This window comes from Streptomyces sp. NPDC090499 (assembly GCF_044769305.1).
GTDB lineage: Bacteria > Actinomycetota > Actinomycetes > Streptomycetales > Streptomycetaceae > Streptomyces.
The window spans coordinates 124,350-148,052 of the sequence record NZ_JBIVXP010000022.1 but is presented as its reverse complement, the minus strand read 5'-3'; the positions used below and the strand labels follow the sequence as shown (position 1 = coordinate 148,052).

Annotated in this window: 17 protein-coding genes; 4 read left to right on the top strand and 13 right to left on the bottom strand. The window is 69.6% G+C overall.

Features of this window, described 5'->3' with window-relative positions:
* Positions 1-28: 28 nt before the first annotated feature.
* The 5 genes from ACIQVL_RS44775 to ACIQVL_RS44755 all read right to left on the bottom strand — a co-directional run bounded on the left by ACIQVL_RS44775 (position 29) and on the right by ACIQVL_RS44755 (position 8,008).
* Entirely contained in the window at positions 29-2,725 is a 2,697-nt protein-coding gene (locus ACIQVL_RS44775; RefSeq protein ID WP_403478392.1) for a GH116 family glycosyl-hydrolase, read from the bottom strand.
* Positions 2,726-2,852: 127 nt separating this feature from the next.
* Positions 2,853-3,707, bottom strand: coding sequence for an ATP-binding cassette domain-containing protein (locus ACIQVL_RS44770; RefSeq protein ID WP_403478391.1), 855 nt, complete (start codon positions 3,705-3,707; stop codon positions 2,853-2,855).
* Positions 3,708-3,710: 3 nt separating this feature from the next.
* A complete protein-coding gene (locus ACIQVL_RS44765) occupies positions 3,711-5,498 on the bottom strand; it encodes a dipeptide/oligopeptide/nickel ABC transporter permease/ATP-binding protein (RefSeq protein ID WP_403478390.1) in 1,788 nt (595 codons plus the stop codon).
* Positions 5,495-6,436: an ABC transporter permease gene (locus tag ACIQVL_RS44760; protein ID WP_403478389.1), complete on the bottom strand. Its 942-nt coding sequence runs from the start codon at positions 6,434-6,436 to the stop codon at positions 5,495-5,497. Before ACIQVL_RS44760 ends, ACIQVL_RS44765 begins: the two co-directional genes overlap by 4 nt.
* A 36-nt stretch (positions 6,437-6,472) precedes the next feature.
* On the bottom strand, positions 6,473-8,008 hold the full coding sequence (locus ACIQVL_RS44755) for an ABC transporter substrate-binding protein (protein WP_403478388.1): 1,536 nt from the start codon (positions 8,006-8,008) through the stop codon (positions 6,473-6,475).
* A gap of 361 nt (positions 8,009-8,369) precedes the next feature.
* On the opposite strand from ACIQVL_RS44755, the gene ACIQVL_RS44750 reads away from it, so the two are divergent.
* Positions 8,370-10,160, top strand: coding sequence for a substrate-binding domain-containing protein (locus ACIQVL_RS44750; RefSeq protein ID WP_403478387.1), 1,791 nt, complete (start codon positions 8,370-8,372; stop codon positions 10,158-10,160).
* Between the two features lie 685 nt (positions 10,161-10,845).
* Here the strand turns inward: ACIQVL_RS44750 and ACIQVL_RS44745 are convergent.
* Positions 10,846-11,151, bottom strand: a complete 306-nt coding sequence (locus tag ACIQVL_RS44745) for a transposase domain-containing protein (protein WP_403478386.1) — start codon at positions 11,149-11,151, stop codon at positions 10,846-10,848.
* Between the two features lie 291 nt (positions 11,152-11,442).
* Entirely contained in the window at positions 11,443-13,848 is a 2,406-nt protein-coding gene (locus tag ACIQVL_RS44740; protein ID WP_403478404.1) for an MMPL family transporter, read from the bottom strand.
* Positions 13,849-14,021: 173 nt separating this feature from the next.
* On the opposite strand from ACIQVL_RS44740, the gene ACIQVL_RS44735 reads away from it, so the two are divergent.
* Together ACIQVL_RS44735 and ACIQVL_RS44730 are read left to right on the top strand one after the other, a co-directional pair.
* A complete protein-coding gene (locus ACIQVL_RS44735; RefSeq protein ID WP_403478385.1) occupies positions 14,022-14,711 on the top strand; it encodes a response regulator transcription factor in 690 nt (229 codons plus the stop codon).
* On the top strand, positions 14,708-16,141 hold the full coding sequence (locus ACIQVL_RS44730; protein WP_403478384.1) for an ATP-binding protein: 1,434 nt from the start codon (positions 14,708-14,710) through the stop codon (positions 16,139-16,141). Before ACIQVL_RS44735 ends, ACIQVL_RS44730 begins: the two co-directional genes overlap by 4 nt.
* A 266-nt stretch (positions 16,142-16,407) precedes the next feature.
* Here the strand turns inward: ACIQVL_RS44730 and ACIQVL_RS44725 are convergent, their stop codons facing one another.
* From ACIQVL_RS44725 to ACIQVL_RS44700, 6 genes are all read right to left on the bottom strand, one after another.
* Positions 16,408-16,731, bottom strand: coding sequence for a hypothetical protein (locus ACIQVL_RS44725; RefSeq protein WP_403478383.1), 324 nt, complete (start codon positions 16,729-16,731; stop codon positions 16,408-16,410).
* Positions 16,732-17,261: 530 nt separating this feature from the next.
* Positions 17,262-18,134, bottom strand: a complete 873-nt coding sequence (locus ACIQVL_RS44720; protein WP_403478382.1) for an LLM class F420-dependent oxidoreductase — start codon at positions 18,132-18,134, stop codon at positions 17,262-17,264.
* Positions 18,135-18,235: 101 nt separating this feature from the next.
* Positions 18,236-18,907, bottom strand: a complete 672-nt coding sequence (locus tag ACIQVL_RS44715; RefSeq protein WP_403478381.1) for a TetR family transcriptional regulator — start codon at positions 18,905-18,907, stop codon at positions 18,236-18,238.
* Positions 18,908-19,059: 152 nt separating this feature from the next.
* A complete protein-coding gene (locus tag ACIQVL_RS44710; RefSeq protein WP_403478380.1) occupies positions 19,060-20,094 on the bottom strand; it encodes a zinc-binding dehydrogenase in 1,035 nt (344 codons plus the stop codon).
* An 11-nt stretch (positions 20,095-20,105) separates the two neighbouring features.
* Positions 20,106-20,966: a fumarylacetoacetate hydrolase family protein gene (locus tag ACIQVL_RS44705; protein ID WP_403478379.1), complete on the bottom strand. Its 861-nt coding sequence runs from the start codon at positions 20,964-20,966 to the stop codon at positions 20,106-20,108.
* 135 nt (positions 20,967-21,101) lie between these two features.
* Complete coding sequence (locus ACIQVL_RS44700; protein WP_403478378.1) at positions 21,102-21,929, bottom strand: IclR family transcriptional regulator; 828 nt, start codon at positions 21,927-21,929, stop codon at positions 21,102-21,104.
* A 48-nt stretch (positions 21,930-21,977) separates the two neighbouring features.
* Here ACIQVL_RS44700 and ACIQVL_RS44695 point away from each other — a divergent pair, with 48 nt between their 5' ends.
* Positions 21,978-23,690: an IlvD/Edd family dehydratase gene (locus ACIQVL_RS44695; protein ID WP_403478377.1), complete on the top strand. Its 1,713-nt coding sequence runs from the start codon at positions 21,978-21,980 to the stop codon at positions 23,688-23,690.
* The last annotated feature ends 13 nt before the right edge of the window (positions 23,691-23,703 follow it).

Genomic DNA, 23,703 nt, shown 5'->3' with positions numbered 1-23,703 from the left:
TGGGGCGTACGAGACGCCGGGCAGGGGGCTAGCTGGGGATCTTGACGGGCTGGATGGCGTCCAACACCTCCCAGGCGGCGAGGCCGCTCTCGAACGCCGGGTAGGTGTAGTGGTCGGTCCGGGCCTGGTTCCAGCCGATGGGGGCGTCGAACTGGAAGCCGTTCTCCGGCACCTGCCAGATCTGTGTGGCCACGGCGCCGGCCATCTCGAGGCCGTCCTGCTGGAGCGCCGCGTCACCGAACCGCCTGCCGGCGGCGTAATAGGCGGCCGCGGTCGCGTAGTTGGCGCTCGGCCACACCTCCGTCTCGAACCGTGTACCCAGGTAGGGGTGGACGTAGGGGAAGGACGGGACGTCGGCGGGCAGGGCCATGTTCGGCGCGCCGAGCAGGCGGCCCTGCGCGTCGGTGCGGGAGACGAACAGGGAGTAGGTGCACGCCAGTTGCCGCTGGTAGTGGGCCGGGTCGACGAGGTCGGGCAGACCCGCACGCTCGGCCAGGTGCTGGGCGAAGAACGTGGCGAGCAGGACGCTGTCCTGGGTCGCCGTCGGGCCCGGTGTGTAGCGGTAGTAGTGGTGTGCCGCGTCCCAGAACACCGACTCGTACTCCGCCTTGGCCCGGTCCAGTCGTGCCTGCCAGGCGGTGAGCCTGGTCGGGACCTCTCCAAGCTGCCTGCCCGCGTCGATGACCGCCTCAAGGGCCAGCAGGTAGAGCTGGGAGGTGTAGGCGTCGACCTTGTTGACGGGGATGATGTCGAAGACGTTGGCGTAGGGCAGCGGGCTCTTGAGGTCAGGGTCCGGGTTCAGCAGTGACGGAGCTTCGGGCAGTTCGGACTTCGCGGGGATCGTCGCCTGGACGTAGGCGAGCAGCTTCTTCATCGCCGGGTATGCCGTCGCGAGGAATTTCCTGTCGTGGTGGCTGCGTGCGTAGTCGTAGAGCCTGAAGGCGTTCTCGCTGGGCCGGTCGATGAACCACACGGTCCCGGGTGCCTGCTGGGGGCCTTGTATCCGGGTGACGAACGGGTCGCCGTTGGCGGTGTAGACCGAGGGGTCGGTGGACGAGGTGACCGATGGGTCGTACGGGTCTCCGGTCGGGTCGGCCAGGACGGCCTCGACCTTGGCGCGCAGCCGGTCCCGTTCGATGGTGGGGAAGACCTGGCTGTAGGCGAGGTAGCTGAAGGTGCCGACCTCGGTGCCCATGCCGCCGTTGGCCTCACCGCCCGCCGGGGAGTCGACGCCGAGGTAGAGGTGTGTGCCGGGCACGGATGTGCCCAACCGTTTCCCTCCGGTCGGTGTCACGCTGTTGGAGACGAGGCCGCCTTCCCACAAGGCTGTCTTGAACGGCACCTGCGCCAGCTGGTTGAGCGCTCCGGTCCGCAACGCGACCGGGTACGCCGGGTTCGTGGCGATCGGCTCCCACCAGCGCAGTACGTCGCGCAGGGCTCGGTCATGGCCGGCCAGGGCGTCGTCGGCGATGGCGAAGCTCTGGTGGAACGGGTAGCTGCCCTTTACGTAGTCGTTGTGCGAGGTCTCCTTCGCGCCGTAGAAGTCGGTGTAGCGGCGCATCCAGACGGTGTTGTCGTCGGCGAAGGAGACCTGCGGGAAGTCCCAGGTCAGTGCGAACGGGACGGTGGAGACCTGTCCCGGCTTCAGCTTCATGGAGACCGAGACGGCGCCGGCCGACGCGGAGGAGTCGAGCGGGGCGTCGGTGAGCCGGCCCGTCTTCTCGAACGGGGCGTAGACGTCGCTGCCGTCGCCGTCGGCGTTCCAGGAGGTCGTGTAGGTGACCTTCTGGCCGGACCGCGGCCGTGCGGCGATGGTCCACTCGGACTCCGCGGCGTCGGCGGTGTTGCCGGGATCGTCGGCCGACATGGTGACGGCCTGCACTCCGGTCCTGGCGTCGGTGTGGAACCGGCTCTTGAGCCCGGTGCGCACCGTGGCGGGTTTGCGGTCCTCGTGCGCGGCGACGTTCGGCATGGTGAACATCACCGAGACGTCGGTCGTCGACGTGGTGTGGTTGGCCAGGCGCACGTCGAAGTACGCCACGGGCAGCGAGGTCCGGCGGTCCTCTCCTGCGACGATCGGTGAGAAGAAGCGCATCGACACGTCGGTCTTGAACGGGGTGTAGTTCGTCCAGCCGAACGGGTACAGCGCGGCGTAGGAGCCCTCGCCCTTCCGCAGCAGGTTCCAGGTCGGCAGGGGTGACTCCCAGGAGCGGTCAGCGACCGGGCCGGTCGTGCCCGTCACCTGGGGACCCTTGGTCGCGAGCGTACGGGTGGTCGCCGGGGCCCCGCCGACCTGCTCGCGGACGTGGAAGGCCGCCTGCGGGAGCGCGCGCATCTCCCAGCTGTCGTCCTGCGACCCGCCGAAGAACCACGGGCCGAAGGTCCCCGACTGGTTGACCATGAAGGACCCTGCCCCGACGCCCCCCAGGGGGACTCCCAGGCCGGTGACGTCGAGCGGGTAGTTGCCCAGGACCGGCTCGTACGGCGAGGGCGTGGTCCCCTGGCACACCTGCGAGGCGTCTGAGGGGCATGGTGCGGAGGCGATGTCCCCCAGGTCGCGCACCGTGGCCGCCGCGGGGTAGGTGAAGAAGTCCCGGCCCGCTGACGAGGCCGCGGGGCCGGCGTCGGCGGAGGAATGGGTGGCCGCCGGCCCCGTGGACAGGACGCCGGTGAGGACGGCCAGTGCCGTCGCGCGCCACCACTTGGTGACACGGGGTCTTCCCATGCTTTCCATACCTTTCTTCCTCCTCGATGAACCGGCATGCGCGTTGCTGCCGCGGGTGCGGGCAGCGTGGCCCGCACCCGGTGGTAGGTGTGCTGGAGCCGCTGGTGTCCCGGATGCCGTGCGGGGGTCAGGCGCTGTGGGTCGCGTCCTGTTCGGACAGCGCGTCGTGTTCGAGCGCGGCGAGTTCGAGCCGCTTGGCCCGCCGTGCCCGCTGCTTCTGCGGATCCGCGACGGGCGCCGCCATCTGCAGCCTGCGCGTGTACGGGTCCTGCGGGTTCGCGGCGATGTCGCGCGCTTTACCGATCTCGACGATCCGTCCCTGGTGGAGTACCGCGATCCGGTCGCTGATCGAGTTCACGACGCCGAGGTCGTGGCTGATGAACAGGTATGCGACGCCGGTCTCCTTCTGCAGGTCGGCGAGCAGGGACAGCACGCGAGCCTGTGTCGTCACGTCGAGGGCGCTGGTCGGCTCGTCACAGATGATGAGCGAAGGACGCAGCGCCAGGGCGCGGGCGATGGCGATGCGCTGGCGCTGGCCGCCGGAGAACTCCCGGGGGTAGCGTCGGCCGGCGTCCGCGGGGAGCCCGACGGCGTCGAGCAGTTCGCGTACCCGGTCCCTGCCGTCCGTGATACCGGCGCCTGCCAGCGGCTCGACGAGGATGTCCGCCACGGTCATCGACGGGTTGAGCGAGGAGTACGGGTCCTGGAAGACGACCTGGACACCGCGGGCGACCTTGCGCCGCCGGGAGCGGGAGATCCCGCTGATCGTCTCGCCGTTGAAGGTGATCGATCCGCCGGTCACCGGGGCCAGACCGAGGACGGCGCGGCCGATCGTCGTCTTCCCGGAACCGGACTCGCCCACCAGACTGAGGGTTTCTCCCGGGTGGACGTCGAAGGTGACGTGGTCGATGACCGTGGCGCCGCGACGGCCGCCGTACCGGACGACCAGGTCGTCCACTCGCAGGAGCGGCTGGGGGTCCATCTCTCACACCTCCAGGATCTCGACCTGGCGCGAGGAGGACAGCAGCTCCTGCGTGTACGCCTGGGCGGGGGACGTGAACAGCGAGTCGACGTCGTTGCGTTCGACGATCCGGCCGTCCTTCATGACGCTGACGGTGTCGCAGAGGTCGGCGACGACGCCGAGGTTGTGGGTGACGAGGATCATCGCGAGGCCGCGCTCGTCGCGCAGGGTGCGCAGCAGTTCGAGGACCTCCGCCTGTACGGTCACGTCGAGCGCGGTGGTGGGTTCGTCGGCGACGATGAGGTCGGGGTCGGAGGCCACCGCTCCGCAGATGAGGACGCGCTGTGCCATGCCGCCGGAGATCTCGTGCGGGTAGAGGCCGAAGACACGCTCAGGGTCGTTGATGCCGACCTGCGCGAGGAGCCCCAGCATCTGCCGCTTCGCCTCGGCCTTCGACACCTTCTTCACCGCGCGCAGACCTTGGGTGAGCTGCGCTCCGATGGTGAACGACGGGTCCAGGTTCGACATCGGCTCCTGCGGCACGTACGCGATCCGCCGACCGCGCGCCCGCCGCATCAGTTCGCCGTCGGCGAGCAGGTCGTCGCCGTCGAGCCGGATGCTCCCGCCGAGGACGACGGCCTCCTTGGGCAGGATGCCGAGGGTGGAGAAGGCGATCTGCGACTTGCCCGAACCGGACTCTCCCACCAGCCCGTGGATCTCGCCGCGGCGCACGTCGAGGTCGATGCCGTGCACGACTTCCCGCACGCCGCCCGACTCGTCGGGGTATCCCATGCGCAGGCCCCGGACGGAGAGGATCGTGTCCGGCGGGGCGGGAGCCGCCTGCGACGTGCTCGCGGCGGCCGTTCCGGCCGCGCGGGCGATGATCCGCGTACGGCGCCGGCGGGACGGCGGCCTCACCGTCGAGGAGCTCTGCAGCACGTCCCGTAGCGCGTTGCCGAGCAGGATGAGCGCCAGGATGGTGAGGCTGATGAGCAGCGCGGGCCACACGACGTTGGCCTTGTCGTTGTAGATGTTGTTGAAGGCCTCCTGCAGCACGACGCCCCAGGAGGACTTCGCCGGGTCCCCGAGCCCGAGGAAGGTGGCGCCGGCCTCGATGCCGATACCGGCGGCGAGGATGAAGGAGCTCTGGATGACGACCGGGGCCCGGACGGCCCAGAGGACGTGCCGTCCGACGATCCGCAGGTCCGACAGGCCCACGACCTTGGCCGCGTCGACGTAGAGCTCGGTGCGGACGCCGACGACGATGGACCGGACGAGGCGGTAGTAGGTCGGGGCCACGATGAGGCCGAAGACGGTCATGGCCGCGACGATGTTCGGTCCGGTGCGTGCGTACAGGGCGATGAGGAGGACGATTCCGGGCAGCGACATGATCACGTCGGAGACCCAGCTCGCGACCGCCTCGAAGCGGCCCCGGTAGAAGCCCGCGACCAGGCCGGTGGTCAGGCCGAGGACCACGGAGACGACGAGGATGATCACACAGGCGAGCAGCGTCTCGCGGGTGCCCCACATGAGCCGGGAGAGAATGTCGCGTCCGGAACTGTCCGCGCCGAGCAGGTGGCCGGCCGAGAACGGCCCGGCGTTCACGTCGTCGAGGTCCGACAGGTTCGCGGACGTGGGTGCCAGCCATGGGCTCGACAGGCCGAACACGACGACCAGGAGCAGGTAGCCCAGGCAGAGCGCCGCCAGCGGGTTCTTCAGCAGGCGTCGCAGGACCGACTGCCCGCGCACGGGCGCGGGAATCTCCGGCGCGGCCGCGGGGGACAGGGCCCCGATGTCGGGAGTGGTGCTCATCGGGTCCTCGCCTTCGGGTTGAGAGCGGCGGTCGCGAGGTCGCCCAGCAGGTTGACGACGAGCACGATGACGATGGCCACCAGCACGCACCCCATGACCACCGGGACGTCGCCCTGTTGGGCCGAGGTGGTGCTCAATTCGCCCATCCCGGGGAGGGCGAACACCTGCTCGATGAAGACCGCGCCACCGAACAGCCCGATGGTCTGCAGGCTCAGCGCGGTGAGGCCGGGCCCGGCCGCGTTGCGCAGTACGTGACGGAAGAGGACGACGGTTTCCGGGATGCCCCGCGCCCGCAGGGTCCGCACGAAGTCGCGCGACAACGTGTCGAGGACAGCGCCCCTGAACTGCGAGGCGGCGCTCGCGATGGACCCGATGAGCAGGGCGAGCACCGGGAGGGTAACCGACCTGGCCCAGCCCCCGAGGCTCTGGTCGGGTGAGACGTACCCGGTGGCCGGCAGTATTCGCGTCGAGATCGCGAACGCGAAAACCAGGACGATCGCGACGATGAACGCCGGGACGGCGGTGCCGAGAACCGCGAGGAACTGCACCACACGATCCACCCAGCCGCCGTACACGGCGGCGGCGACGCCGAGCAGCACGCTGAGCACGGAGGTCAGCACGAGCGCCAGCACGATGAGGGCCAGCGTCACCGGCAGCCTCGTCGCGAGGGTCGACGTCACGGGCTGGCCCGTGAAGAACGAGTCGCCGAGGTTGCCGGTGACCGCGTGCTGCAGCCACTTGCCGTACTGGACGAGCAGTGGCTGGTCCAGACCGAGTTTGACCACCTCCTGCCGGACGTCGGACTCGGTCGCGGTGGTGCCCAGAACGCCACGCGCGATTCCCGGCCCGTTGCCGAACACGAGGGTGAAGGTCGCGAAGGTGACCACGAGCAGGACCGCCACCGCACGGGCGGCCTTCTTCAAGGCGGTGATGAGCACGGGATGAGTCCGATCACTCAAAGGGCGGGGCGGCGGCTACTTGAAGTCCCAGAGCTGCGGGTTCAGCTGCGAGAAGTCCGTGATCTCGGGGATCCTGACGCGCTTGCTGTAGGCGTAGAAGTTCTGCGGGTAGACCATGGGTGCGAACCAGGCCTGGTCGGTGATGTAGCGGTTGACGGCCTGCTCGGCCTGGATCCGCTGCTCCTTGTCGCCGTCCAGGATCTGCGTCCACAACTCGGCGATCTTCGTGTCCTTCTGGTGCTCCACGTTCCAGATGCCGTCCTGCAGGGCGTAGTCCTGGATGTCCTGGAGTGGATCGCCGTAGTTCCCCAACTGCCAGAGCGGCATCGGGTACTTCCCGCTCAGGAGTTCCGAGATCGCGTTGGGGCCGGAGAGCGTGACCTGCTTGACCGTGATGCCGATGAGCTTGAGCTGCTGGGTGACGTACGGCAGCAGCGCGTCCAGCCCCACCCCTTGCATGTAGGGGATCTGGACCGTGAAGCCGTTGGCGTAGCCTGCCCTGGCCATGAGCTTCTTGGCCTCGGCGACGTTGTAGGGGTAGGGGTCCTTCAGGCCCTTGATGTAGGCCGAGGTGCCCGGCCGGAAGATCTGCGACGCCGGCGTGGCGTGGCCCTGGTACAGCTTGTTCGCCATCGCCTCCTTGTCGAAGACCATGTTGATCGCGCGCCGGACGTCGAGTTTCCCGAGGGCGGGAACCTTCTTGCCCAGATGGTCGGTGATGAGCAGCCGTGTGGTGTTCCCCGACATCGTCGCGATGCCCAGTCCGGACGTCTTCGCCTCGTTGTACGACGCCTGGGTGATGAGGGTGCCGTCGACCTGCCCGGTCTTGAGCGCGTTCACGGCCGCCGTCTCACTGGTCATGATCTTGACGACGAGTTTCTGGTACGGGAAGGCCTTGGGGTTCCGGTACGACGGGTTCCTGGTGAAGGTGTAGACCGAGCCGCGGGTGGTGGCCGAGGAGTCCAGGACGTAGGGTCCGGATCCGACGGGCGTGCCGTTGAGCTTGCCGCCGGCCAGCCACTTCGGGCTGGCGAGCCAGGCGTCGCAGATCTTCCGGACGATCAGGGGCTGCTGGTCGGGCCAGGTGATCGTGACGGTCGACGAGTCCGGAGTCGTGATCTTGAGGTTGGCGTAGCGGCTGGAGTTGGGGCTCTTCTCGACGTGCTCGAACGACGCCTTCACGGCCGCCGAATCGAGCGCGGTGCCGTCGGAGAACTTCAGCCCGGACTTCAGGTGCAGGGTGATCCCGGTGCTCTCCTTGTTCACCTTCCAGGTCTGGGCCACGGCCGGCGACGGGTTGTTGTGCTCGTCGCAGCGCAAGAGGCTGTCGAAGACCGCGGGTGCCGTCCAGTTCTGGTAGCTGGGCTGGTTGGCAGGGTCCCAGCCCTGGATGTCCGCGGTCTCCACCAGGGTGAGCGTCCCCTTGCCCCCACCCGAGGACGACCCGGTGCCGGTCGTGGAGGAGCCGCCGGTGCAGCCGGTGAGGACGAGCGACCCCGTCGCGAGAGGAAGGCCGAGCGCGATGAAGGCCCGTTGTTGCTTGCGCTGCATGACTGCTCCTAGGAGTGGAGGACCAGGCGCGTCCCGGCGCCGGATGCGTCGCTGCATGACCTGTACGGAGAGGAGTCGTGCAACGATCTACGGACGAGGACGGTAAGAACCGGCCTCACCCGCGTCAAGTCCCCGGGAAGGTAATGGTTTCGCAAAGATGGCGGCCTTGCCGCTCTGACCTGGAGATATTGAAGCTCCAGACAAAGTTCCGCCGTGCGGTGGGATCGGCGTGCGGCCCCGGATGCACGTGCTGAACGGCCGACCGTGGCTCAATTGACTAACCACGTGGTAAGAATGGTTGCGGGCAAGGCGTCGGCTAGCCTGAGGCCGACGCCCCGCCGGCGAAAGGGAAGTCCAGGGCATGAGCGGCACGTCGCGGAAGAGTTCTGCCGGCCGTCGTGGCGCCACGCGCGCCGCGATACTGAAGGCCGCGCTCGAAAGCTTCACCGAACGCGGCTTCGACGGTGCTTCTCTGCGTGACATCGCCGAGCGAGCTGGCATGACCCATGCCGGCCTGCTGCACCACTTCCGTGGCAAGGACGAGATCCTCACGGCGATCCTCGCGGAACAGGACACCGCGACGGAGGTGCAGGGTGCCCCCGAGCTGACCGACCCGTACTCCGGACCGGACGCACTGCTTCGTTTCCTGGGACGGGGGATCCACGAGCGTCATGGATCCCCCGAACTGGTCCTGCTGCGCAACGAACTCATCGCGGCGGCGGGGCGAGCCGGCCACCCCGCCCGCGAGTACTTCCTGCGACGCCACCAACGCGTGCGCGAGCTCCTCGCCGCCAACTTCCGGGAGCGGCTCGACGCGGGGACGCTGCGCCCGGGCGTCGACCCCGAGGAGGCGGCGGCACTCTGGCTCGCGGTGCAGGACGGCCTGGCCCTGCAGTGGCGGCTCGACCGGGACGTCGATGTGCTGCGGGCGCTCGACCAGTTCGTACGCCTGGTCTTCCAGACGCCTCGGTCGCCAGGACAGGAGGCGAGCGGCGAGAACGGGCGGGAGGTCGACTCCTCCGGCCGTCGGCTGGGCGGCCGAACGACAGAGCCCGTCGTCGGCGGACCCCATGGGAAACCGGACGACCACTCACCACGCCGTATCCTCAACGCGCTCACAGGGCAGGACGCACGGCGCGTCACGATCCAGGACGTGGCCCGCGAGGCAGGTGTCTCCTACTCCGCGGTCTCGAAGGTCATTCGTGGCGCGTACGGTGTCAGCCCACAGATGCGAGCGCGGGTCACCGCGGCCATCTCGTCCCTTGGCTACCGTCCGCACGCCGCCGCGCGGGCGATGCGTGGACGCTCCTACACGATCGGTGTGTCCCTGCCCGAACTGACGTCGCCTTTCCCACAGCAGCTGTCCCAGAGCGTCTCACGCACGCTGGATGACACGCCCTGGCAGGCGATCCTCGTCGATGCCGGTGCCACTCCCGAGCGGCAGCAGCGCAGCACCGAGGCGCTGCTCGACCGGCAGGTCGACGGCCTGATCCTCATCGCTCCCCTGGTGGACGTCGAACGGCTAGAGGAACTCGGCGCGGGAATCCCGACGGTCATCGTCGCCCTGCACGGCGGCGGCGAGGCCTTCGACACGGTTGTCGACGACGATCACCAGGGCGCGCGTCTCATGGTCGACCACCTGGTGGCGCTGGGGCACACCCGCGTCCTGCACACCAGCCAGCCCTCCGGCGGGCTCAGGCGCCCCCATGTCCTGTCGCACACCGCGAGGCGCGACGGCTATGCCGAGGCGATGCGACAGCACGGACTGGAGCCGGACGTGCTCGTCACCGGCTACACGGAGCAGGGAGGCTACGAAGCAGCGGTCGAGGCCCTGTCCCGGCCGCAGCCGCCCACCGCGATCTTCGCCGGAGCCGACATCGCCGCCCTCGGCGTGCTGCGGGCGGCGGAGGAGCGAGGTGTGAAGGTACCCGAGGACCTCACCGTCGTCGGGTACGACAACATCTACACCTCGACCATCGGCCGCGTGTCCCTCACCACCGTCGACCAGTCGGACCGGCTCACCGGTGCGACGGCCGCGAAACTGCTCCTGGAGCGTCTGGAGGGCCGCGTCGAACCGGTGCACCATGTCGTGAGCCCCCGCCTTGTCGTACGCGGCACCAGCACCCCTCCCCGGACGACCGGACTGTCCTGAACTTCGCTTGTTCCGCTGCGGGGAGGACAGTCGGTCGGAAGTGCGACCTCGGGATCGCTCCTGTTACGGCTGCTTCCGGACCGCATGGCCGGTGCTCCGCACATCTCATAGCGCGGTGGAAACTCCCCGTTCCGCATCGTGCGCAGCCAGCCCCGCTCGACCAGCCGCACCGGCGTCGCCTGGCGAGTCGAGACGGCTCTCGGTGAAGCCCCCGCCGACGTGGGGGAGCGCTTCGGGGATGACCTCCTCGCCGACCAGTTTGATCACATCAAGGTCTGGGCCGTCCAACGAGCCCACGGTCGTGGCGTGCACCCCGAGTTCGGCCTACTTCCGCAGGCGGGTCTTGAGCTCGTCGAGGTTCTAGCTGGACCGCTACGACCGAAGCACTGGCCTGGACGAGTCCCGCGGCATCATGACCGCTTTGCAACCTGCCGGGATCCGCGCATTGGGGCACTCCATGTTCCCTGTTGGGAAGATCGTCCGGTCGGGTGAGCGAAGGGGAGAACCGGGGGAGAGTCGCGGGCGGCGCGACCACGCCCGGCTCCGGACCGAGCAGCCGCAGTACTCCATCGTCAACCGTTCGGTCGAGGTCGCAGGCCGGCGGTCGGGTGATCGGGCACCTGGCCCCGATGCCGATGCCGCTGTTTTAAGCCGCGGCCTGGGGATTTCGCTTCGTTGGGGCGGTCTACGAGCCGACCCTGCGGGAACGCGCTCTTCGCTTCGCCCCGGACCCCAGCCGTCCGAAGAACCACGTTGTTGTCCTCGGTGTCCGCGGCGTCCAGCGTGGTGCCGTCCACTGCCACCAGCCGCCGACCGTGTCCACACTCGTCACCAGCCGGCACACTCGCGCGAACAGCGCCCGCAGCGGCTCCGGGCCGAGCTGGGCGCGCACCCGGGAGATCGCCGAGGTGGCGGGTACTTCCCACGAACCCCGCCACCGGCGCGACCGTCCCAGCCTATCCACCAGCAGCCGTGCTGCCTCCTCATACATTTGCCCTGAGAACAGACACATCGCCAACACCAAGTACGCCGTCACCCGTACCGGCAGCAGTGGCAGGCCGACCTTCCTGCCAAGGTCAAGGCATACGCGCGCCGAGATCCCGGTTTACGTGATCGTCGACCGAAAGCGCCAACGGCCCCACGTGCTGACCGACCCGCCGGGGGACAAGTACGAAAACGACTGTCTGTACTGCCCCCGACGAGATCGTCACCCTGACCCACTCCATCGGCGCCAAGGTCAGCCTCGCCATCGACGAGATCCTCAGCGCCGGTCAGTCGAGGACTAATTGACGACGTCCACCTCCCCCTCCGCCAGCTCGACGTCGTACACCAGCGTCCCCTCCGTCACCGTCACATGCCGGGTCTTCGAGCCGTACGACGGTGAGGTCACCGCCAGCAGATAGGAACCAGGGGACGGGACCGACACGGTGTACGAACCGTTCGCCAGGGTCGTCGTGCGGTCCAGCTGACGCCCGCCCTCGGCCATCAGTGTCACCGCAGCGTCCTCCACCGGATCACCGTTCGGCGTGAGGACGAAGCCTTGGATCGCCGTGGCTCCTCCGGTGGGTTCGGTCGGGTTCAGGGCTTCCTCCGCCGGCTCCACCGCCAGGTGCGGGAGCCGCTTGTCCAGCCACGTCGGCAGCCACCAGTTGGAGCTGCCCAGCAGGTGCATCGCCGCCGGGACCAGGGCCGTACGGAGGATGAAGGCATCGAGTGCGACTGCTCCCGCCAGGCCCACGCTCGCCATCGCCGCGCTGGAGTTGCCGCTGAGGACGAAGGACAGGAAGACGCAGACCATGATCAGGGCCGCGGAGTTGATGACGCGGCTGGTCTCCGCGAGGCCGACCCGCACGGCCCGCGCGTTGTCCTTCGTGCGCACCCACTCCTCGTGCATCCGGCTCACCAGGAACACCTGGTAGTCCATGGAGAGCCCGAAGAGCAGCGAGAGCATGATGACCGGGAGGAACGCGCTGATCGGACCCGCCTTGCCGAGGCCGAGCAGACTCAGGCCCCAGCCCCACTGGAAGACCGCGACGAGGACGCCGAAGGAGGCGGCCGCCGCGATCAGGTTCATCAGGGCGGCCGTCAGGGGGACGACCAGGGAGCGGAAGGCGATCAGGAGGAGCAGGAAGCCCAGGCCGATGATCGTCGCGATGAAGAGGGGCAGGCGGTCGCCGGTGACGGACGCGAAGTCCTTGGAGATTGCCGTCACCCCGCCGACGTGCGCCTGCACGCCCGCTCTCGGTATGACGCGGTCGCGCAGGGTGTCGATCAGCTCGTCCGTCTCCTTGGACTGGGGGGAGGTGGTGGGCACGACCTGGATGACTGTCACGCCCCGCACGGGCGGCAGTTCGGCCACCCGCGCGACCCCCCGGGCCGACTCCAGGCCCTGCACCAGCTTCGCGGTGTCGCCGCCGGCGCTGACCACCTGGAGGGGGCCGTTGAAGCCGGGGCCGAAGCCCTCGGCGAGCAGGTCGTAGGCCTTCCTGGTGGTCGTGGACGCGTCGTCGTTGCCCTGGTCGGTGGTGCCGAGGCGGAGGGAGAGTAGGGGGACGGCGAGGACGGCCATGACGACCAGGGCCAGTGCGGCGATCACGCGCGGGCGCTTCTGCACGTACGCCGACCAGCGGGCCGCCGGGCCGCTCCCCTTCTCCGCCTCGGGGCCCTCGGCAGCGAGCCGGCGGCGCTGGCGGCGGCTGAGGACGCGCGGGCCGAGGAAGCCGAGCAGGGCAGGCAGGAGGGTGGTGGCCGCCAGGACGCTGAGCACGACCGTCAAGGACGTGCCGATGACCACGCCGTCCAGGAAGCGCAGCCGGGTGGCCAGCATGCCGGCGAGCGCGATGCAGACGGTGCCGCCAGCGAACAGCACCGCCCGGCCGGAGGTGTTGAGGGCGGTGACCGCCGACTCCTCCGGGTCCATGCCGCGCAGGATGCCGCGCCGGTGCCGGGTGACGATGAACAGGGCGTAGTCGATGCCGACGCCGAGGCCGACCAGAGAGGCGAGCAGCGGGGCGACGTCCGGGATGTCGGTGGTGTGGCTGAGCAGCTGGGTGGAGAACAGGCCCATGCCGACGCCGAAGACGGCGATCGCGATCGGCAGGATCATCGCGAAGAACGAGCCGAACGCCAGGAAGAGGACGACGGCCGCGGCGACGATGCCGATCAGCTCGGACAGGCCCTGTGGCGGCGCCTGGACGCGCTGGATGGCCTGGCCGCCCAACTCGACCTGGAGTCCGCTGCGTTCGGCGTCCTTGGCGGTGTCGAGGACCTTCTGGACCTGGTCCGTGGGGATTGCGTTTGCCTGCTTGGTGAAGGTCAGCTGGGCGTAGGCGATCGTGCCGTCCTCGCTGATCTGCGCGGCCCCTTGGGTGCCGGTGTAGGGGCTGGTGACGGCGCCGACGCCGGGCAGCTTCGCGATCTCGCCGAGGGCGGACTGGACGCGGTTCCGGACCGCCTGGTCCTTCACCGAGCCGTCGGTGACCTTCCAGACCACCGTGTCCGTGTCACCGGAGGTGTTCGGGAAGGCCTTCTGCATCAGGTCGTACGCGGTCTTGGAGTCCGTGTTCGGGAGGGAGAAGTCGTTCGCGTAGTTCGTGCCCGCCGAGGAGGCCGAGAAGACCACGCCGAACAGTGCCCCCACCCACAGCAGCAGGACCACCAGCCGGTGCCGATAGCACCACCGTGCCAATGCCGTCACGTTCAAAGCTCCTTGGTTTCGTCGGTTCTATCGGTGGGCCCTCAGGTCCCGCGCAACAGGATCGGCGGAGCGCCGGGCGCCGGGACACGTGGTGCGCATGATTCTCAAGGAACTCCAATACTGTGGCGCCTACGGTTGTCGATGCAGGAGCCGATACTGGGGGCATGACGGCTCCAGGCAGCACCGTGCTGGTCGTGGAGGACGAGCCGAGCATCGCGGACGTCCTCGCCATCGCCCTGCGCTTCCACCGGTTCGAGGTGATGACGGCCGGCACGGTCCGGGACGCCCTCGCGCTGGCCGAGCGCACCCGGCCGGACGCGGCCCTGCTCGACGTGATGCTGCCGGACGGCGACGGGCGGGCGCTGGCCCGCGAACTGCGCGTCCGACAGCCCGACCTGGCCCTCTTCTTCCTGACCGCGCGGGACGCCCCGGCCGAGATAGTCGGGGCGCTCGGCTACGGCGACGACTACATCACCAAGCCGTTCAACATCGACGAGGTCGTCGCCCGGATCGGCGCCGTGCTGCGCCGCACCCGCCCGGCCGACGTCATCCAGCAGCGCCCGCCGCTGCGCTACGGCGACCTGGAGCTGGACGAGACGACGTACTGCGTGCACCGCGCGGGCCGCACGGTCGAGCTGACCCCGACCGAGTACGCGCTGCTGCGCTTCCTGGTGCGCAACGGCGGCCGGATCGTGCCGAAGGCGCAACTGCTCAGGCACGTATGGCAGTACGAGCACGCGCCGTCCGAGTCGACCGTCGTGGAGACCTACATCAGCTACCTGCGGCACGAGCTCGACGCCCTGGGCGCACCGGTGATCACCACCCGGCGCGGCGTCGGATACGGCCTGACATGAGCCTCGCCAAGCGCCGGCAACGGCACGGGATCCACTCGTTGCGCGGCGGCCTGACCCTGGCCAACGTCGGGCTCCTCGCCGTCGGCATCGTGGTGGCGGCCACGGTGAGCATCATGGGCATGCGGCTGTACCTGCTCGACCAGGTGGACTCCGAGCTGCTCAAGACGCGGACCTCGCTGGCCGGTTCGGGACTCACCCTGCGGGGAATTGACTCGCTGGCCGCGCTCAGCGTGGTCCGCGACCAGATCGCCCCTGCCAAGTCCGACCCGACACCGCATTCGATCTACGCCTTCGTGGACGCCAAGGGGAACGCCCTCGCCGTCTTGGAGGTGACGCCCACCGAGGCGCAACGCGAACTGGCGACCGCCGTGCACGACCCGCGTACCCTCGTCGCAGATCTCGGCCCGCATGGCATCACCCTGCACGGCGCGTCCTACCGGGTGACGGCGACCCGGCTCGCCGACGGCACGTACGTCCTGCTGGCCTCGTCCACCGAGTTGCTGCACGAGGGCATAGCCAAGGCGCTCAAGCTGGACTTCGCCGTCGGCGCGTTGTTGCTCGCGCTGCTGTGTTGCCTGACCATGTACAGCGTGCGGCGCCAGCTGCGGCCGCTGGAGGACATGGTGGAGACGTCGTCGGCGATAGCCGAGGGCGACCTGACCCGGCGGGTGCCGTCCAGCCAGCATCCGACCGAGGAGGTCGAGCAGCTGCGGCTGGCCCTCAACTCCATGCTGCACCAGGTGGAGACGGCGTACCGGACGCGCGAGCGCAGCGCGGCCCAGCTGCGCAGGTTCGTCGCCGACGCCTCGCACGAGCTGCGCACGCCGCTCGCCGCGATCCGCGGCTATCTCCAGCTGTACGAGAAGGGGATGCTGCGCGAGCCCGGGGAGCGGCGTCGGGCCTGGGACCGGATGCACGGCGAGGTGGACCGGATGGGGCGGCTGGTGGACGAACTGCTGCTGCTGGCGCGGCTCGACCAGCGGCCCGAGATCCGGTTCCGGAACGTGGACGTGAGCCGGCTGGTGCGGGACGCGGCGGAGGACCTGCGGGCGCAGCAGCCGGGGCGGCCGGTGGTCGTGGCGGCCGAGGGTGCGGTGCTGGTGCGGGCCGACGAGTCCGGGTTGCGGCAGGTGCTGGGGAATCTGCTGGCCAACGTGCGGACCTACACGCCGGCCGAGGCGGGGGTGACCCTCGGGGTGGAGCGGTCGGACGGGGTGGTGCGGGTCTGTGTGGCCGACGAGGGGCCGGGGCTGGCGGAGGAGGACGCGGCGCGGATCTTCGACCGGTTCTTCCGGGTGGGGAGTGCGGAGGGCAGCGGGCTGGGGATGGCGATCGTGCAGGGGGTGGTGGAGGCGCACGGGGGCGAGGTGGGGGTGCGGACAGCGCCCGGGGAGGGGCTGGCTGTGACGGTGACGTTGCCGTCGGCCTGAGTTCCGGGTGGCGGGTTGGTGGGGGCTGGTCGCGCCCAAGCCGTCGCAAGGGTCTCCACCAGGTGCAGGCCCCGGCCCGGCCCGTCTCGTCGTTCGCTCTCACGAGCCGCAGCCGGGGTTCCGCGCGGCCCTCGTCCGAGACCTCTGTCAGGCCGGAGTCGTCGGCCAGGGCGGTCACCGACACCTCGAACCCCCGTTCCAGTCGGAGGTGAGGAGTGGCGCGTCGAGGACCGCGGGGGTGTCCGAGGCCCCAGGCGACCAAGTGGTCACGGACCCAGTGCCGGGCTAGGCGCGAGGTCACTGCCTAAAACAGCGGCCTTGCCCCTAGCCCTCCCGGCCACCAAGGCCAACAACCGGATCCGGTCCCCGCCCGTGGCCACCTCGTTCGGTGCCTGGAACTCGATGCGCAGTTCGATCGGGCCGGAGGGGAACGTGTCGTGCCACTCCTGGAGCAGACCGGCGACGGCGGCCCACGCGGTCACTTGCGTGGTTCCGCCCTCTGTTCTCGCTTTCGGGCCGAAGTGATGCCGTTCGTCGTAGCGCGTGCCCAGACCGCCCACGCCATCGGTCACGTTCACCGTGGTGGCCACGACGGCGTTCAGGTGGCGCTGGCGGCGGCCGACGAAGACCGGCTACGGGCCGTTGAGACCGGCCTTCCGGCCGCGCAGTACCAAGCGGCCATCGCTGACCCGGGCCAGGGTTCGTGGAGTGGTGCGGACGGTCGGCCATCCGGGAGCCGCGAAACTGCTCCTGGAGCGTCTGGAGGGCCGCGTCGAACCGGTGGCACCATGTCGTGAGCCCCCGCCTTGTCGTACGCGGCACCAGCGACCCTCCCCGGACGACCGGACCGTCCGCGGTTCCCGGGGGAAAACTGTCCTCTGCGCGTCGGCTCCAGGCGCTGTTGAGCGGTGGACCGGAGAAGCAGGCGCGCCCATGGCATCACTGAGCCCTGGTCATCGGCGAACTTCCCGTCCTGCGTCGTGTGCAGCAGGCCCCGCTCGACCGGCCGACCGGCGTCGTCGGGCAAGTCGAGCCTGCTCATGGCGAAGCACTTGTCGACGCAGGTGAGAACGTGGGACGGGTCGGACAATCCGCCGGGTCGGCCTGGACTCCGGCGTGGTCAGTAGGCGGCCGCTTCGGGGATGACCTTCTCGCCGACCAGCTTGATCACATCGAGGTCGGGGCCGTCCAGCGATCCCACGATCGTGGCGTCCACTCCGAGTCCGGCGTACTTGCGCAGGCGGGCCTTGAACTCGTCGAGGTTCTCCCCGTTCTTGCCGACGTCCAGCGCGTCGGTGACGGTTACGGTGATCTCCTTGAAATCGCGCCCCACCGCCTCGCAGTGCGCACGCAGCACGTCGAGCTTGCGGGGCAGCTCATCACTGGCCATGAGGTTGCACGCGTCCGCGTATTGCGCGACGAGCCGCAGGGTTTTCTTCTCGCCCTCGCCTCCTACGAGGATGGGCGGATGCGGGTTCGCCAGTGGCTGCGGCGAGTTGAGGAGCCGTTCCGCGTGGATGTGCTTGGACTCGAACGCCGACTCGTCGTCGGACCACATCTGCCGTACGAACCGGAGGGTTTCCTCAAGGATTTCGAAGCGGTCCTTGAGGGGCGGGAAGGGCAGGCCAAGGCCGCGGGACTCTTCCTCGTACCAGCCGGCGCCGATGCCGAGGACGCCGCGTCCGCCGGACAGCACGTCGAGCGTGGTGACCGTCTTCGCGAGCAGGCCCGGTTGCCGGTAGTGCACGCCGGTCACCAGCGTCAGCAGCTTGACGCGTTCGGTGTGGGCGGCAAGGAAACCAAGCGCGGTGTACGCCTCCAGCATGTCGTGGTCGGCGGGTCCGACAGGAGGGATCTGGAAGAAGTGGTCCATGACCCCCAGGTACTCGAAGCCGGCTTCGTCGGCCGCGCGTGCGATGGCGGCGAGGTCGGCGCCCAGGGTGGCGGGTCCGCCGGGCCAGGTGAAATTGGGGATCTGCAGTCCGAGCTTCACGAAGATTCACTCCCGGTTCACGGGCGGCCGGATGCTTACCGACCCGACACTAGTGTACCGGCGGTCCACTATCAAGGGACCGCCGGTACATTAAATGGGGATCAGGTGGCACGCCGGGCCAGAGTGCCGGTGATAAGCCGGGCGAGGGTGGTTTCCAGGTCGACGGAGAAGTCGAGGTGGAGGTCGGCCAGAGAAGGGTCGGCTTGGACGAGGGCGGGCGTACCGGCGGGAGGACGGGCGTGTGTCCACAGCGCGCCGGCGGTGACCAGCATGGTCAGGCACAGGCTGAAGGAATCCTCGTCGAGTTCGGGGATGTAACGACGGACCGCGTCGGCCAGCCTGCGGAGACTGGTGTGGGTGGACTGTTTGAACCGCAGCAGAACCTCGGCAGACACATTGCGTTCCAGTACGCCGGACTGAGCGGCGATCAAGTCGCACAGTGTGGCGTGCTGCTGGAGCGAACGGCTGACCAGCGCGGCCAGGCGGTCGCAGCGCTCGCGGGCCGAGCCCGGTCGGCTGGTGCTGTCGGACAGTTGCGTGGAGATCTCGGCCACCCAGCGGCTCAGCGCGACATCGAGCAGGTCCAGCAGGACCGCCTCGCGGCTCTCGAAGTAGCGCAGCATGGCCGACTTGGCCAGCTGGACACGGCGGCTCAGCTCGTTGAGCGTGAGTTCGCTGACCGGCATGTCTTCCAGCATGGCCGCCGCCGTGTCCAGGATCGATCGACGCCGGATGTCACGTTGCTCCTCGCTGCGCGCACGCTGGAAGGTCATGACGCGATTTTAATGTGCTGGCGATTAGGTCAATTTCTGGCCGAAAAGATCAAATCGATTGTTGTTCACCTCCCACGCCAACGGCCGCTGGGGCCGCCACTGTTACGGCATGTAGGTCGCGTGGTGCTCGGCAGGGAAGCCCGGGGGTTCAGTCACGACGCGCTCTTGGGAAAGGGCAGTCGGGGATCGACGTGGATCTTCGGGCCGGGTCCGGCGCCGGGCGGACGCTGTCCGGCGAGGACGGTACCGACCTGGTCGAGGCCGACGGTGGCGGCGACGAGTGGTCTCGGGTCGACGGTTCCGGCGGCGTAGGCCCGGATGGTGGCGGCCAGGCCGGGGGAGGCGGACAGGATTCCGACGGCGGTCACGTCCTTCAGGGCCAGGGTGCGGGTGTCGATCCGGCTGGGTTCGCCCGCCAGTCCGATGAGGACGACCCGGCCGCCGGGCTCGACGAGGTCGAGGGCGGCGGCGGGCAGGTGGACGGCGTTCGAGGCGTCCACGACCGCGTCGAAACGCAGCGCGGGAATCTCGTTCTCCCGCCAGACGTGCTCGAAGCCGAGGCCGCGGGCGAACGCGAGTGACTCGTCGGTCTGTCCCATCAGGTGCACCTCGGCACCGGTGGTCCGGGCGAACATCGCGACCAGCAGGCCGATCGTCCCGGGACCGAGCACCAGAGCGCGGGTTCCGGGCCCGAGGGCGGCGGCCTGCGCGGCCCGCAGGGCGTTGCCGCCGGGTTCCACCAGGGCACCGAGGACCGAGTCGACGCCGTCGGGCAGGACGTGCAGCGAGGTGACCGGAACGGCGAGACGTTCGGCGAGCGCACCGGGCCGGTCCCCTCGGACGCCCACCTCTTGGCGCTTCTCGCACAGGTGCTGGCGCCCCTTGAGGCAGCGCCTGCAGGTGCCGTCGCCGAGCATGGTGTCGCCCATGACCCGCCGTCCGATCCAGGAGCGGGCCACGCCGCGACCGACCGCGGCAACGCGTCCGGACCATTCGTGGCCCGGACGCAGAGGGTAGGAGGCGTGACCGCTGTGGAGGTAGGCCATCTCGCCGGTGAAGAACTCGACGTCGGTTCCGCAGACGCCGACCCGTTCGACGTCGACCACGACCTCGCCGGGGGCCGCCACCGGTGACGGCACCTCCTGAACCTCGTATGCGCCAGGTCCCGTCAGGACGAACGCGCGCATGGATGCGTCGTTCACCGTGCTGCGAGAACGTGCTGTCGCTGGCTGCCCAGCTGCTGGATGCCCAGTTCCATGACGTCGCCCGGCTGCAGCCACACCTGCGGGTCGAAGCCCATGCCGACGCCGGGCGGGGTGCCGGTGTTGATCAGGTCGCCCGGTTCGAGGACCAGGAACTGGCTGAGGTAATACACGATGAAGTACGGGTCGAAGATCATCGTCTTGGTGTTGCCCGTCTGCCGGCGTATGCCGTTGACGTCCAGCCACATGTCCAGGGCGAGGACGTCGTCGATCTCGTCGGTGGTGGCGAGCCAGGGCCCCGCGGGGTTGAAGGTCTCGGCGGACTTGCCCTTGGCCCACTGCCCGCCCCGTTCCAGCTGGAAGGCGCGCTCGCTGACGTCGTTGACGACCAGGTAGCCGGCGATCGCGTCGCGGGCTTCGTCGACGGAGTCGAGGTAGCTGGTACGCCTGCCGATGACGATGCCCAGCTCCACCTCCCAGTCCGGTTTGGTGGAGCCGCGCGGGATGCGCACGTCGTCATTCGGCCCGACCAGCGTGTTGGGCGACTTGGTGAACAGGATCGGCTCGTCGGGTACCGGCATACCGCTCTCGGCCGCGTGGTCACGGTAGTTCAGACCGATGCACAGGATCTGGTGCGGCCGGGCGATCGGTGCGCCGATCCGCTCGCCGGCCAGGCGGGACACCTGGCCGGCGGCGGCGCGCTTGGCCACGATGGGACGGACGCGGTCGATGCCGCCGGAACCGAAGAAGGCTTCGTCGAAGTCGGTCACGACGTCGGACAGATCGACGTAGGTGTCGGTGTCGATATGGGCGACGGGCTTCTCGGCGCCGGGCGCGCCGATGCGCATGAGGTACACGGGACGGTTCTCCAGGGTGAGGCGGTGTGCCGGGTCAGACGAGACAAAGGGCGAGGGCGGCCGGACCGGACCGGCCGGGGGAGGCGACGGGGTGAACGGGTCGGCACGTCCGCGCCGAGGCGGGGCCCGCGAGGGTCACGGGCGAGCCGTTCCCAGAACGCCGAGCAGACCCCTGATCTCCTCGACGGCGTCCGTCAGGGTGCTCAGCGGGGTGCGGTAGGCCACGGCGCTCACGCTGACCGCGCCCGTGGGAACGGCCGGCGCGGCCCCGTAGACGGGCAATGCGACGCAGTTGACCCCCGTTTCGTTCTCCTGGTCGTCGACGGAGTACCCGCGCTCCCGGGTCAGCTCGAACGCCTGGTGCAGTTCCTCGGCCGTGCACAGGGTCCCCGGTGTCCGGCGCGGAAGCGGGTCGGCGCCCACCCAGTCCCGTACCGCATCCGGAGTGGGCAGCCGGTACGCGAGCAGCAGCTTGCCGACCGCGGTGCAGTGTGCCGGGTTGCGTCCCCCCACTGTGGAGGTGAGCCGCACCGCGCCGCTCGGCGGGTCCACCTTGGCCCGGTAGACCACCTCGCGGCCGTCGAGTACGGCGTAGTGCGCGGTTTCGCCGAACCGGGTGGCCAGGGTGTCCAGCAACGGACTGACGCGTACGTGTTCCGGGCGGGCCTCGTGGTGGGCGAACGCCATGCGGAGGAACTCGTCGCCCAGCAGATAGCGGCCGCGGCCGTCCTGGTCGGCGAGCCCGGCCCGGCGCAGGGAGCCCAGCGCCCGGTGCACCGTCGGCTTCGGCGCACCGATCGCCCGGGTCATCTCGTCGAGTCCCACTCCGTCGGGGTGACGGGCGAGTTCCTTGAGTACGGCCAGTACCCGGTCGGACCCCACCAGGCGACTGGTGTCGTCGTGGTCGGCGTTCTTCTTGTCCGCGAGGTCTGCCGATCCGTCGGACATCTGCGTATGCTCCATCGTGTTCCAAACTCTAGAACGCCGTACCGATTATTGAAAAGAGCGCGTGTGAAGCTACGTAGCGCACAGTGGTACGAGGGTCAGGACCGCAACGCCTACATCCACCGGGCCTGGATGCGTCGGGGCATACCGGGCGACGCGTTCACAGACCGCCCGCAGATCGCCGTCGCCAACACCGCTTCCGACCTGACACCGTGCAATGCACACCTGACCGAGGTGGCCGCCTCCGTCCGCGACGGCGTCCACGAGGCGGGCGGCATCCCGCTGAACCTTCCCGTGATCTCCCTGGGCGAGACCCAGATGCGCCCCACCGCCATGCTCTGGCGCAACATGGCCGCCATGGCCACTGAGGAGATGCTCCGGGCCAACCCCGTCGACGGTGTCGTCCTGCTCGGCGGCTGCGACAAGACGATCCCCTCGCTGCTCATGGCCGCCGCCTCCGTCGACCTGCCCGCCGTCGTCGTCCCCGGCGGTCCGATGCTGACCGGTACCTTCCGGGGCGCGCCGCTGGGCTGCGGCACCGACGTGTGGCGGCTGTCGGAGGAGGTCAGGGCCGGCACGCTGCCGAACGAGGAGTTCACCCGCTCCGAGTCCGCGATGATCCGCAGCCGCGGGCACTGCAACACCATGGGCACCGCGTCCACCATGGCCATCGTCGCCGAGGCGCTCGGCACGACCCTGCCCGGTACCGCCGGCACTCCCGCCCCCGACAGCCGGCTCCTGGAGGCGGCGCACCGCACCGGGCGGCTCGCGGTGGACATGGTCGTCGCCGACCGCAGGCCCGGCACCTTCCTGACCAAGGCGTCCTTCCACAACGCCATCGTGGCGCTCGCCGCCGTCGGCGGCTCCACCAACGCCGTCGTCCACCTCCTGGCGATCGCCGGCCGCCTGGGCATCGACCTGACCCTGGACGACTTCGACCGCATCGGCTCCCGGGTGCCGGTCCTGGTGGACCTGCTGCCGGCCGGACGGTTCCTCATGGACGACTTCCACCGGGCCGGCGGCCTGCTCGCCGTCCTGCGCGAGGTCCGCGACCTGCTCGACCCCGAGGCGCTGACCGTCACCGGCACCCCCCTGGTGGACCACCTCGACGACGCCCCGGTCTGGGACCCCGAGGTGATCCGCAGCCGGGAGAAGCCGCTGGTGGCCGAGGGCGGCATCGCCGTCCTGCGCGGCAACCTCGCGCCCCGGGGCGCCCTCGTCAAACCGGCGGCGGCCTCGCCCCACCTGCTGCGCCACCGCGGCAGGGCGGTCGTCTTCGACAGCATCGAGGACTTCCACGCCCGCGTCGACGACCCGGAACTCGACATCGACGCCGACTCCGTCATGGTCCTGCGCGGCTGCGGCCCCAAGGGCTACCCCGGCATGCCGGAGGTCTCTAACATGCCCCTGCCGAGGAAACTGCTCGAACAGGGCGTGCGCGACATGGTCCGCGTCTGCGACGGCCGGATGAGCGGCACCGCCTACGGCACGGTCGTGCTGCACGTGGCACCCGAGGCGGCCGCCGGCGGCCCCCTCGCCCTGGTCCGCACCGGGGACGTCATCAGCCTGGACGTCGAGGCCCGCCGCATCGACCTCGAAGTCCCCGCCGAAGAACTCGCCCGGCGCACCCCCGACGAGGCGACCGTCGCAGGCTTCGCCGCCCCCCGCCGCGGCTGGGAACGGCTCTACGTCGACCACGTCCAGCAGGCCGACACGGGCGCCGACCTGGACTTCCTCACTGGTGCCAGCGGCTCGCAGGTCACCCGTGAGTCCCACTGACCGGCTCCGAGCC